Source organism: Bacteroidia bacterium, assembly GCA_033391075.1.
Classification (GTDB): Bacteria; Bacteroidota; Bacteroidia; order J057; family J057; genus JAWPMV01.
In genome coordinates, this window is sequence record JAWPMV010000005.1 from 433955 (window position 1) to 447470 (window position 13516).

11 protein-coding genes are annotated in these 13516 nt (G+C 42.2%); 10 read left to right on the forward strand and 1 reads right to left on the reverse strand.

The features are described 5' to 3' along the window. The first annotated feature begins 66 nt into the window (after positions 1-66). Positions 67-636, forward strand: coding sequence for a hypothetical protein (locus R8P61_37575; protein ID MDW3652851.1), 570 nt, complete (start codon positions 67-69; stop codon positions 634-636). Between the two features lie 95 nt (positions 637-731). Here the strand turns inward: R8P61_37575 and R8P61_37580 are convergent, their stop codons facing one another. Then, a complete protein-coding gene (locus tag R8P61_37580; protein MDW3652852.1) occupies positions 732-1322 on the reverse strand; it encodes a sigma-70 family RNA polymerase sigma factor in 591 nt (196 codons plus the stop codon). A 409-nt stretch (positions 1323-1731) separates the two neighbouring features. On the opposite strand from R8P61_37580, the gene R8P61_37585 reads away from it, so the two are divergent. The 9 genes from R8P61_37585 to R8P61_37625 all read left to right on the forward strand — a co-directional run bounded on the left by R8P61_37585 (position 1732) and on the right by R8P61_37625 (position 13514). Then, complete coding sequence (locus tag R8P61_37585; protein MDW3652853.1) at positions 1732-2463, forward strand: hypothetical protein; 732 nt, start codon at positions 1732-1734, stop codon at positions 2461-2463. 1 nt (position 2464) lies between these two features. Then, entirely contained in the window at positions 2465-3682 is a 1218-nt protein-coding gene (locus tag R8P61_37590) for a hypothetical protein (GenBank protein ID MDW3652854.1), read from the forward strand. Positions 3683-3688: 6 nt separating this feature from the next. After that, a complete protein-coding gene (locus R8P61_37595) occupies positions 3689-5965 on the forward strand; it encodes a tetratricopeptide repeat protein (GenBank protein MDW3652855.1) in 2277 nt (758 codons plus the stop codon). A gap of 13 nt (positions 5966-5978) precedes the next feature. Beyond that, complete coding sequence (locus R8P61_37600) at positions 5979-6629, forward strand: response regulator transcription factor (GenBank protein MDW3652856.1); 651 nt, start codon at positions 5979-5981, stop codon at positions 6627-6629. A gap of 137 nt (positions 6630-6766) precedes the next feature. Next, on the forward strand, positions 6767-9274 hold the full coding sequence (locus tag R8P61_37605) for a POTRA domain-containing protein (protein ID MDW3652857.1): 2508 nt from the start codon (positions 6767-6769) through the stop codon (positions 9272-9274). Positions 9275-9417: 143 nt separating this feature from the next. Beyond that, positions 9418-10095, forward strand: coding sequence for a porin family protein (locus R8P61_37610; protein ID MDW3652858.1), 678 nt, complete (start codon positions 9418-9420; stop codon positions 10093-10095). A 58-nt stretch (positions 10096-10153) separates the two neighbouring features. After that, positions 10154-12034, forward strand: coding sequence for a serine hydrolase (locus tag R8P61_37615; GenBank protein ID MDW3652859.1), 1881 nt, complete (start codon positions 10154-10156; stop codon positions 12032-12034). A 147-nt stretch (positions 12035-12181) separates the two neighbouring features. Beyond that, on the forward strand, positions 12182-12772 hold the full coding sequence (locus R8P61_37620) for a sigma-70 family RNA polymerase sigma factor (protein MDW3652860.1): 591 nt from the start codon (positions 12182-12184) through the stop codon (positions 12770-12772). After that, on the forward strand, positions 12765-13514 hold the full coding sequence (locus R8P61_37625) for a tetratricopeptide repeat protein (GenBank protein ID MDW3652861.1): 750 nt from the start codon (positions 12765-12767) through the stop codon (positions 13512-13514). Before R8P61_37620 ends, R8P61_37625 begins: the two co-directional genes overlap by 8 nt. Positions 13515-13516 lie beyond the last annotated feature (2 nt).

A 13516-nucleotide genomic window follows, 5' to 3' on the forward strand; every position in this document is an offset into this window, starting at 1 on the left:
CATTTCCCTTTCTCCTAAGAAAGAGATTGGGAATCCTATTAAGCTTTAGTCACAATCAACAATTCTATGAAAACCATTTTTATTAAAGCATTACAATTCACTCTCCTTGGTCTATTATTCGCATGTGCACCTTTAGAAGAGGCTGAGGAAATCATCAAGCAGGAACCTCTGAAAATTATAGTCAATGGTAAGGACGTTCAGGTGAACTCGAAAGGACTGGAAGGTCCTTTTGACAAAGGGAAATGTGGCTGCACCTTTACCTCAGAAGTAAGCGCCAATCTTATTGGAAAAAATTGGATCACAATCTTTACCCTAACAGCAAATGGTGCTTTCTCAAGTTGGGTTACTCAGGGTAGTTCTACAACTGAGAATCCAAGAAGCTTTTTCTTGGGTGATGTATTGAAAAACCAAACTGTAGAAATCACCCACCTGATGAATTATGACGATCCTGTTCCTTTCAATGAGCAAGGATGGATCAAGACCAAAATAGCTTGTGAGAAGGCTCCTCCTGTTACTTATAGTGCCAAAATTCCTCCTTTTAACAATACAGGAGGTGTTCCAGTGCACGTTCTAAAGTTTGCAAAAATCACCTTCGAATGCGGAACCGAGGATGCATTGGAAAATTTACCCGACTAATTCTTCAAACGATTGTATATCAAAAGACCCTCTCAGCTATGCCGAGAGGGTCTCTATTTGTAATAACACGTTACCTAAAATATTCTTATATCTTTTTAGCCGGCATAGGCCATCTGGTATTTCTGACTTCCCGTATAAAGCTGGTCCATATCGCTTTCCTTGAGCAAATCCACCCGCAACTTTTTCTTGGCCCTGAACAGACGAATTTTAACCGCTTCCTCCGAAATCCCAAGGTCATTAGCTGTTTCTGAGGTTGAAGCTCCCATCACCAGGCGCTGCACGACTACTGACTTATATTTTGGAGCCAGGCGTGATATGGCACGATCCAGTTGATTCCTGATCTCCGTATTTATCACCTGGTGTTCTGTAGTAGGTGCTAATGGGAAATCTGCTTTATTAAAGTTGTTCTGATACTTGCGGAAAAGCCCCTTGCGACGGTTGGATTGCTTACATTCGTTGATCATGATGCGAATCAACCAGCTTTTGAAGGACGAATCTCCCCTGAACTTGTGCAAGTTTTCAAAAGCTTTCAGAAAAGTAGTCTGGATCATATCTTCTACCTCTCCTCCTTCGAACAGGTAATAGTGCCCCACTTTGCGCAAATAGCTTGTATATTTTTTTACCAGTTTTTCAAACTCTTCGGTTTTCCCTGAGAGGACGTTTTTGATGGTTTCTTGCTCAGTCATAACGGTTATTTTTTCTAGTTTAAGGTTAGATCATTTGAAGAAAAAAGAGGATGTTTTCTCCCGGGCTTTCAATATTCTTGAAAGCTTGCTGCGCAAAGCGTCATATTTTTTACACTTATGCGTCTTCTTCGAATGTGATTGTTTTTATGTCTTTGGAAGGCAAGGTGGATATCGTGTATGATTATTTGTGTACCCTTGTGCTTACCAACGACTGCAAATAGCTATGATTTTCCCTTAAGATCAATCCTCCTTTGGGGGGAAATTCAATTCTGAAAATTCCCCCCAAAGGGGGATGGATGGCAGTCAGAAAATTCTCAACTTGTAGGTCCAATTAGCAGCTTTATATATGTTAATTTATATATCTGGGAAATAGCATATATATTTAATAAGCACAGTATATATTAATAGTTTGAGTTTCATACACCATACTTTCTATAAAATCCCTTTAAAAGGGCTACAAGCTTCAGGCTTATTTGCACTCTCTCAATTAGGAAAATACTCACTAGCTAGTTTTCTGCTTTTGGTATTTTTCGGAATCGCAAATGAGGTATTGGCACAGAGAAACAGTTTTTCTGGTGAAGTTCTCCTTCCCAGGGATCATTCACCGAGGGTCGGCAAGTTGCATGCCTATGATGATGCCCCGCATGACGAACTGGATATTCGGGACGTTCATGTGGTTTTACATCCGCTGGATTTCGATGCCAGGACCAGCCCCATGGAAAATGCAGTGATCACCCAGAAAAAGGAGAAATTCATTCCGCAGGTTTTGCTGATCACTCCGGGAAGTACTGTTTATTTTTTAAATGAGGATAATCAGTACCACAATGTATTCAGTAGGGCGCCACGGGCCTCTTTTAATATTGGCAGAAGACCTCCGGGTCATGTTTATCCCAAACGCATAGACAGAACCGGTACCATAAAAATATTTTGTGATATACATGCCCATATGCGGGCCTATGTTATCAGTGTGGATACCCCTTATTTTTCTCGACTGGACGCAAGAGGGGAATATGAAATCAGGAATTTACCAGATGGACGCTATCGTATGGAGATCATCCACCCGATGTTGGATTCCTATAGTCGGGAGATAGAATTGGAGGGAGGAGAAAACTTATTTCGAAGCTGGGACCTAAATAGATAAGATGCGCACTAACATTTACATCTTTATCCTTTGCCTCTTATTTGTGGGCAAAGCAGAATTGAAAGCACAGGAAAATGAATTCAAGGGTGCTCGAATTGCGATAGGAGGCAGTTTGAGTACAGACTTGAATTGGGGGCAGGAAGGATCTCATTATTTCTACAATGGCATCCACCCGGAAAAGAGAGATTGGTTTCTGGGAATACAAGAAGCAAATCTTCGCTCAGAATTCCGTTTTCACAAAAATTTCTCATTCCTCGGCAGGCTTCAACTTCGACGCATGTGGGGAAATGATCTCAATGAGTGGGTGCTGGCACAGGCAGTGCTCAGGTATAAGAGTGATAACAATAAATTTCGGCTGGAACTGGGCCGTTTCCTTCTCCCTATCGGGAATTTTTACCAGAATATTCTTCCTCAGGACAGGCTCATGGTTAGCCCTCCCCTGCCCTATGCCTATTATGTGAATATCTCGGATCAATTAGGTTATGCATCCGGACTTCAGGAACCAGGTCGAATTATTTATAACGGAAGGCGAGACTGGGGAAGTAATATGAGTTATGCCTATGGGTATGGAAATGGATTGAAATTTCACTGGAAAATCATTGCCGATACCCTGGAAGTAGATCTCGCCATTAGTCAGGCAGCCCCCATTGCCAGCCCAAAACTGAGTAGAGCTTTTCGCCCAACTTTAATGGGACGCATCCAATACCATCCCATCTATTTCTGGACGCAGGGATTCAGCTTCAGTTATGGAGGGATACTGGACAATAATGACGAAACCCTTTTGCTGGAAAATGCAGGTAGTTTTCGTCAGCTGTTATTAGGTACCGATTTTAAAACGGGCTTTAATTATTTTGAAATAGGGGGTGAAATTATCGCCAGTCGATATCGGGTACCCGTTTTTAATGATTCTCTCAATCAATTTACCCCAAATTCTCCTTTCACCAATCCCTTATGGAGTTTAGGGGCTTATGCGGACCTGAAGGTTGAAGTACCTTCCTTCCCGGGATTTTATGCTGCCTATCGTTTAGGCTTTATTCATTTTAATCGCATGGAAAATGGGGGAAGCAGATGGGATGATCCCCTTCGGAGACATTCCGTAGCTTTAGCATACAGAATCAATCACTTTCTTATCTTGAAAAGTGTATATTCCTGGCAAAGAGTCAGTAATCAGGATTGGCCCCTGGATCACTGGAGAACCAATCTTACGATACATTTTTAACCTTAAATGAGTAGTAGCAGGCACATAAAAATGCGAGGTCTTTCTCAAGCCATTTTCTGGCGAGGGGTACTGGCATCTGTCCTGTTTTTCACACTTCCTCAAATTCTTTTTGCTCAGGAAAATGTAGGCGAAAGGGAAATTCAACTTTCAGAACTCCTCAGCAGTGGAGATTTATATAAAGAGATCAATTTTCACCTGGATAGAGCAGAAAAATCCCCTTTCGCCAATGAATACGAAGCAGCAGAATCCCAGTTATCGAGTCTGGAGGAATTGAGTGCGGGGAAAAACCCCAAAAATGAGGCTCGGATTCACCTGGAACTTGGCTATCTCTATTATTTTCAGAGAGCTTATGAATCCTCCTTACATCACTTTCAGCTGGCAGGCAAAGAAGCCAATTGCCAAAAGGATGAAGAGACCTATTTCCATTCACTGATCGGAATAGCAACTACTAAAAATAATCAAAGTAGTTCTCTGGATGCTTTGGCTCCATTACGAGAAGCTTATCAGTTATCCAAAAAACTGGGAAGTGAAGAACACCGCATAGAAGCACTCAATCAATTGGCGACCATTTATATGGCCGTGGGAAAACTGGATAGCGCTCATCTCTATTTTGATGAGCTATTGGTCTTACGGAGAGAAACAGAAGAGGCCGAAGTACTGGTCAGTGAACTTCATCATGTGGGAGACCTTTGTCTCAAGCAGGGAGCCTATGATCTGGCACAAGCTTATTTATTTGAAGCCCTGGAAATGGCCAGTGATCTGAAGAATAAACTCTTACGAGCAGCACTTATTACCGATATAGCCGACTTATTTGTACAACAGAAAGATTGGGGGAAAGCGATCCGATATGCTGAGGAGGGAATAGAGCTTTCAGAAAGTATGAACCTTTCCCATCTTACTTCCCAAAACTATAAATACAAAGGAAGTGCACTCGAAGCTCAACAAGATCGTCCAAATGCACTAAAAGCATACAGGTCTGCCCTCGATTTGCATATCAACAAACTCTCCGATCCAACAGAGGAAAATATGCTTAAAATCCGCATCGGTAAGTTATTGGAAGCCGAAGCTGATTATACATCTGCGAAAAAGCTCCTGGAAGAAGCGCTACAGGAAAAACTTCAATGGCAGGACAAGATCGGGATGCTGGAACTTAGCCTCAATCTGGGCGACCTCTACCTCATGGAGAGTCAATATAGAAAAGCTCTGAGCCACCTTTCCCGGGCAGAAGAATTAAGTCGGGAGCTCAAGAGCAGGAATGGGATGGCCAAAACCTATGATCTCAAGTCTCAAACTTATTCAAAGTTGGGCAATTACAAAGCTGCCTTCGAATTTCATACCCTCTTCAAGCAAGTTGACGATTCCCTATTCACTGCCGAGAAAACCGAGATCGTCCAGGGTTTAGAAGAAAAGTACAGAGCCGCTCAAAAAGAACAAAGAAACCTGGAGCTTCAAAATGAAGTCACCCAAAATGAACTCCTCATTCAGGAGAATGAAAAGGATCTACTTGAAAAAAATGCCCAGATCTACTTCCTTATAGGCAGCGTGGGACTGCTTATTTTGCTTTTCATTGTCTTTCGGTATGGAAACCAAAAAAGAAGACAACTTCTGCAAGCCAAATTGGAAACCTCTGAAAAGGAACGAGAAGCAGAAAGCCTAAGGTCCATGATCAGTGGAGAAGAATTGGAACGCAAACGTCTGGCCCGGGAATTACATGATGGTTTGGGCTCTCATTTGGCATCGGTAAAAATGCTGGTTGCAGCGATTCAGAATGACATACCCGAAGTCAAAGAATCTGAGCTGCATCAAAAAGCCGAAAGAATGCTTGATGAAGCCTGCCAGGAGATACGGGAAATCTCTCATAACCTCATGCCAGGTACCATTAGTCGATACGGTCTTGAACAATCCATTCAGGATATGTGCATCAACCTTCAGCAGTCTACCAAACTCCAGATCAGTTGCATGCTACATATCGACCGACAAATAGATGAAAGTACGCAGGTATCCATGTACCGAATTGTGCAGGAATTGTTGAGGAATACAGTCAAACATGCCCAGGCAAAAGAGCTGATCGTCCAGGTACAAACGGATCCGGATCAAATCAGTCTGACGGTAGAAGATGATGGCATTGGATACCAGGATTCAAATAATAAAAGTGATGGCATTGGATTGATGAATGTGCGATCAAGGGTAGAATTACTCAAAGGAAGTCTTGATATTGATAGTAGACCTGGCAAAGGAACTTCCATTTACATTTGTATACCTTTACTTCCTGAAGCGGAATAAATAATAAGAAGCTATGCTGAACATTCTCATTGTTGATGATCATTTGGTGCTCGTAGATGGAATAAAGGCTCTGCTATCTAGCGAAGCTGACCTTCGCCTGCTTCATCATGCACTCGACGCCCGAACGGCTTTAGATATCCTTGAATCAGAAGAAGAGATTCACCTCATTTTGCTGGATGTAAACTTGCCGGACATAGATGGGGTAGCCCTTTGCCAGCAAATTTGCCAGAAGTATCCGGAAATCCCCATCATTGCCCTGACCATGCATCACGAACCCGGCATCATCACCAAAATGATCCGGGCGGGCTCTAAGGGATATTTACTGAAAAATACAGGTAAAAAAGAGCTGATTGAAGCGATCCGGCATGTCGCTATGGGCAATTCTTATTACAGCAAAGAAGTAACCCATCAATTGGTTGCCAGCATGTCTCCCCAAAACGCCCACAATAGTCAGAAATTTGACCAAAGGCCAAAAATTACCCGTAGGGAGAAGGATGTTCTTGAATTAATCGTAGAAGAGTATACAACCGAAGAGATAGCTGAGAAGCTCTTTATAAGTCCATCAACTGTTATCTCTCATAGAAAAAGCCTCCTGAGAAAGCTGAATGCCAAAAATTCTGCAGGTCTAGTAAAGGCAGCTTATGAGAGAGATTTATTGAAATAATTGGGAAACTGACTTTAACATAAAACAAAGGTTTAAGAATGTTAAAGTTTTCCTAATTCCCTTACGGCTATGCAACGCATCTTAATGAAAAGCGGACTACTGAGTATAAAAAGAATGTAGATCCTAATTAAGAATGTGTGAAAAAAGTTATCAGTTTATTCCTGCTTAGTCTGATCCTGGCTAGCACGTATGCACAATCCGTAAACACAGAAAGTAAAAGCTTTCACCTAAAATCCCTTGAAATCATCGGTGCCCGTTCTGCCCATCCTGAGCAGATCATCAACCTCAGCGGTTTAGCAGAAGGTATGCAATTAAGCGTTCCTGGTTTTCAAATTTCAGATGCTATAAAACGCCTCTATGCATCTGATCTTTTTGAGGATGTCCAAATTCAAAAAGACAGCATTTCCGGAAATGACATCTACCTTAAACTCATCCTTATAGAAAGAGCCCGAATAAGTGGATTTGAGATCATTGGGCTCAAGAAAAGACAGATCGAGGACCTTCAGGATAAAATGGGGTTGGTGAATGGAGCCTTATTTAGTCCGGCAAAAATGGTGAAAGCCAAACGAATCATCAGAAACTATCTCATTGAGAAAGGATACTATAGATCTGAAATAATTGTTAAGCAAGAAGCTGATCCCATTCTGAAAAGCGGCATTCTTATGAGTTTTGAAGTCAAAAAAGGACCCAAGACGAAAATTGAGAACATTTATCTGAGTGGAAATGAACATGTTAGCCAGGCAGAACTACGCAAACCCTTAAAATCTTTACCCAGGAAGACAGCCTTAAGATTCTGGAAGCAATCAAAATTTACGGAGCAGGCCCTTGATATAGCCAAAGGTGAGATTCTGGCTTTTTATCGGAATAAAGGATATCGGGATATTGAAATACTTGCAGACTCCATAGCTATAAATAAGGCCGGTCATATCAGTCTCTATATGAAATTGGAGGAGGGAAAGCGCTTTTATCACAGAAATATCCGCTTCATAGGGAATTACACTTATTCTGATTCCGTACTCCAGCTCGCATTGGGCATAAAAAAAGGAGATATCTATAGCGATGCACTTTTACAGGAAAGGATTTATGGAGGGATGAGACATCCGGGTCTAAGTTCCCTCTATTTGGACAATGGTCATTTATTTTTCCGAATAGATCCAGTTGAAAGTGGCATTCATGGAGATTCTATTGACCTGAATCTACGGATACAGGAAGGGGCTCCAACGACCATAGGCAAAATTACCCTGACGGGAAATACAAAAACCAGTGATGAAGTCATAATGCGTTCTTTGCGAACACAACCCGGAAATATTTTTCGCAGAAATGACCTGATTCGTAGCCAGCGCGAACTCATTGCTATGAATTATTTCGATCCACAGACCATGGATATTATTCCTACTCCTAATGCAGAAACAGGTACGGTGGATTTGGAATACAAGTTGACTGAAAAGCCTTCTGATCGCATTCAGCTTTCCGGAGGTTGGAGTCCTCGAAGTACTGATTCAGATGGAAATGTTACTGGCGGCGGTTTGGTAGGTACACTGCAATTGACCCTCAACAATTTTTCTACAAAAAGACTATTCAATCCCAAAGCCTGGAACCCGATTCCCGGAGGAGATGGACAGCAGCTCAATCTGGCCTTTCAAAGTACGGGCCGAAGCAACAACTTCAGCATTAATTTCCTCGAACCCTGGCTGGGAGGAAAAAAGCCCAATTCTTTTGGGGTAGGACTCAATTATTACAATTTCGAAAGCGAGGTAAGCGGGGATGATGGAAGCACCGAACTTTTCAGAACAAGGAGCTTTGCGGCTTCTGTAGATTATGGAACATTTCTCAACTTTCCAGATGATTATACCCAGTCCAGAACTTCTCTTTCCTATAGAAACTATGATATCCTGAATCCTGGAAATTTCTATCCGGAATTCGAAGGAGAACCCTCAGCTTTTATCAATTCGATTACCCTCAACCAAAGCTTTACCCGAAACAGTCTGGATCATCCTATGTTTCCCAGCAGTGGATCCTTTAATGAGATATCTGCAGAATTTACACCTCCCTACTCTCTTTTCGGAGAGGATAAAGATTATGAGAATATGGGAGCTGCAGAGAAATTTAAATTCCTGGAATACTACAAAATCCGCATCAAGAGTCAATGGTTCCTAAATCCAGTTGGGAAACTAGTGCTACAAGGGCGATGGGATGCCGGATATCTGGGCGCATATAATTCAGCTTTAGGAGTATCGCCTTTCGAACGATTTGTGCTGGGAGGCGCAGGGATCCTAAATGCAAATAATGGAGGAATCCGAGGAATCGATCCCATACCTTTGCGAGGATACAAAGCCCAGGTCTTCGACAATGATGGTTCGTATTTCACCTTATTCAACCGATTATCTTTTGAAGTCAGGCATCCGATAGAACTAAGTCCTCAATTCCCCATTTGGCTCCTCGGATTTGCAGAAATGGGAAGTGCATCCGAAGGCTTCAGCAATTTCAATCTCTCTGATTTCAAGAAAAGTGCAGGTTTCGGTCTCCGTATGCAAGTTCCGATGATCGGTCTGCTCGGACTAGATTGGGGCTATGGATTTGATACTGATCCTTCAGGCATAAAGTCCGGTGGACAGATTCATTTTATTTTTGGCAGAGAATTTTAAGAAAAATATTCCTTGCACAGAGGGGTCGATCTGCCCCATTCACAATTGGAAGCATAACTAAGTCTCAGGCCTGGTCCCTGGGACTTAGTTTAATCTATGATGACATTTTTTAGGGTGTACGATGTGTAGTAAACATCCTCATTATGTCAAGATCATCACATTACTCCAAATTCTTCAGTCTTATAGTTCTCCTTTTCCTGGCTGTAGGAAGTAAGGGGATAGCCCAGGATTTCCTAAAAGTTTCAGTTAAAGGAGGCATAAACCTGGCCACCTTGTTTGGTGACACCTATAGCAATTTAGGTCCCAGAACAGGACTTGTATTGGGCTTGGCGGGTGAACTACCCTACAAAGACAATTGGTTATTTCAGGCAGAAATATTCTACGCCCAGGAAGGCGCGAGAAACCCCAATTATGACTTTAGTTCATTTTCTGATGTGGTGTATGATCAGAAATTAATATACGACTTTGTAAACGTCCCTTTACTCATCAAATATGAGCTGAAAGATCAGTTAACATTATTATTTGGGCCCCAAATAGGCTTTCGAATCTCTGCAAAGGAAAGTCGAAAAATTAAAGCAGGAACCCCTGCACCTTCAGATACCTCTGCCGGTACCCGAGATTTATCAAATAGAATCAAAGTTGTCTATCCTAGTCTGGTAGCGGGCGCGGAATATGCCCTAACTGAGCAATTGAAAGCACAGGCCCGAGTGGGATTCAGCATGTTTGACATTGTCAAACGGAATGCGGGTGATTCAGAAGGAACCTATCCGCTCATCCTTCAGATCGGTATTAGTTACCACATTTTCCAAGTCGACCTATAAAATCTTTAGTAGCCTTTGATGACTTATCAAGGGTAAAATCGATGCATATAAAAACCTTATGAAAAAGTATATTTTACCTTTATTTATTTTCTTCAGTTGTATCTCAGGATACGCACAGACCGGGATACCCGTACCAGGCATGTCTAGCTGCGATATTCTGGTAAATCAATTCATGAACACCTATGATATTCCCAGTGCGACCTTTGCCCTGTCCAAAAATGGGAAGCTGGTATATATGAGAGCATTTGGGCATGCAGATATAGCAAAAACTGAGGAAACCCAGCCTTACCATATGTTTCGGATTGCCAGTATTTCGAAGCCCATCACTTCAGTAGCTATAAATAAGTTGATCGAGGATGGTTTGCTCAATTATTCCGACAAAGTATTTGGTCCCAATGGTATCCTGGCAAATAATACAGAATTAAATGCTGCCAATGTCAGTGATAATAGGGTTTTCGATATTACCGTTCAGCAGCTCCTTGAGCATTCAGGAGGCTGGAATCGAGATGTAGATTGTATTACGGGAGCAGCGACTCCCTATGGATGGGATCCGGGGCATTGCGATCCTATAGGATTTCCCTTGCATGTCTCCGCTTCTTTGGGGACTGCCAATCCTGTCTCCGAGACAAGTTTGATCCGTTTCTTGATGGAAAAAGGCCTGAATTTTACTCCCGGGACTGCTTATTCCTATTCCAATATAGGTTATCTGGCACTAGGGCTGGTTATCGAAGAAGTAACAGGTAAATCCTATGAGCAATACGTAAAAGACCGCCTTTTAACACCTATAGGAGCTCATGATATGTACATCGGAAAAAATATGTTGATGGACAAGCGTGAAAGAGAAGGAGAATACCTGGGTAATGGATATAATTCTCTGGATGTATATGGCAATAATACCAGTGTACCCTGGGAATACGGTGGCTGGAACCTCGAAGCTATGGACGCACATGGCGGCTGGATTGCTTCTTCCCGGGATTTGGTTCGCCTATTGGTCGCCATTGATGGTTTTCAAACCAAACCGGATCTTATCAATTCATTGACGATTTCCAATATGACGACACCTGGCGCGAACAACAATTCTTATGCGCAGGGATGGTCCGTAAACAGTGCAGGAAACTGGTGGCATACAGGGGCCTTGGATGGAACGGCCAGCATTTGGGCGAGAACCATGAATGGATACACCTGGGCCATTATTCTGAACAAAAGAATTATAGATGGAAATGCCGGTAATTTCTGGGGCGCATTGGATGGCTTGCCCTGGAACTGTATTGCTCAGACCAGCAGCTTTCCCAATCACGATCTCCTCAAAAGTCCTTTACAAAACGGAAGCAATATGGTTTTTTCTGGAGATGGGAATACTTCTCTTACGGTAAGTTGGGATTCAGGAGATGGAGAGAAAAGGATTTTATTGGTAAAAGAAGCTGAGACAGTAAAGAAATTTCCCCTGGATGGGACAGATTACCTGGCAAATGCAAGCTTTGGACAAGGAGATGATTTGGGAGAAGGTACCTATGTAGCCTATAACGGAAATGGAAATAGTGTTAGCCTTACAGATTTAGATCCAAGCAAAACCTATCATTTTCGACTTTTTGACTACAACCAGAATTCCGAAACTGGCAATCATGCCCTCTATCAATTATTTGATCCTCCGACAGAAGAGGCCACAACTTCAAGCACTACCGGAATCGAAGATTTGGAAGCATTGGGAATCAACTTTTACCCCAATCCCGCTAACAATCAAATCTTCATTGAGCTTGACGACAGAAACAGAAGTGATGAGGTAGAATTGAGAAATATGCAAGGGCAGTTGATCAGAAGCCTTAAACTGGAAAATAGTCGGAATAGTCTTTCTCTTGAAGGACTGGCACCTCAGCTCTATTTGCTTAGTTTCAAAAAGGAGCAGGAATTCGTAGGAATCGCAAAAGTATTGAAACAATAGATTGAGGGAGTCATATAGGGCTCCCTCCTTCTGCTATCCTGTTGATACCAAAAGGATAAATTTGCCCTTAGATAAAATCTGAGATTCGAGACATTTTTTGTGCTGTGATTTAAAAAAGCCTTATCTTTCTGTAATCCTATGGCATAGATGCAGAAAGAGTTGACGAATCATACCAGCTTACTTGGGCAAGAAGAAATCATACGAGCTATAAAGCGTAACGATGATCTTGTTTTGAAGCATCTATATCAAAAAAATTACCCTAAAGTCGAGCAATACATCCTGAAAAATCAGGGTAGCTCTCCTCAAGCCAAAGACATCTTTCAGGAAGCCTTTCTGGCTATGTGGAAAAATGTAAAGTTGGGAAAATTTCTTCCCAAGGGCGAAACGGCTCTGGATGGATATTTATACACCATCGCTCGAAATAAATGGACGGACTTTCTTCGATCTTCCCGTTTCAAAAAAACGGTTTCAGTCGAAAAAGATATAGACCTGGAAAGGCAGCATGCTGATATTCCCGAAGAAGAGGAAAATCCGCATATGAAAAACACCCTGACTGCCTATTCGCGTCTGGGCGTAGACTGCCGTTCTTTGCTCAATCGATTCTATTTTGAGAAAAAGTCTCTGAAAGAAATTTCTGACGAATTGGGAATTGGTGCTGCTTCAGTGCGCAACAAGAAATATCGCTGTATGCAAAAATTGAGAGAATTGGCACATCAAGAAAGCAAGGATTATGCATAAGCCTGATTTTCATACTGACCTAAGCCAGGAATCGTTTGAGCAGATCGAGCGATATTTGCTGGATCAAATGGCGGACCCAGAAAAAGCCAGCTTCGAAGCGGAGATGGTGAAAGACCAAATACTGGCCGGACAAACTGAAGGACTCAGAAACCTAATTCTGAGTGGTGAGATTCATGGCTTGCAGGAAAGCATGGATAGATTTCATGATGATTTAGGAGAAGATGTTGGGAAAATCAAGAAATTGAATGCTCCCTTCCCTTTGAAACGCTACCTGATTGCTGCAGCTATAGGAATATTGATTTTGATAGGTATTTTCAGCCTGCTAAACCGAGGGAGTCAGCATGAGCAATTATTCGCTTCTTATTTCCAGGCAGATCCCGGTCTCATCACAAGTATGAGTAGCGGCAACAATTATGAATTCAATAAAGCGATGGTCGCATACAAGGAAGGGAAATACAAAGAAGCTATCGGAAGTTGGGAAAAGTTATACCAAAACAATCCTCAAAATGATAGCCTGAACTACTTCCTGGGTGCAGCTCATCTGGCAAATGAGGAAGCTGAAAAAGCAATCCTTTACCTGGAAAACCTATCTCCTCTGAAAGAAAGCAGCTTTCAAGAAGAAAGCTTTTGGTACCTGGGACTCGCCTACCTGAAATCGGGTGAGATCGAAAAGGCCCGAGAATTTATTTCCAAAAGCGATCGCCCAGAAAAAGCAAAACTACTTGAACTATTGAGCCCATAAAC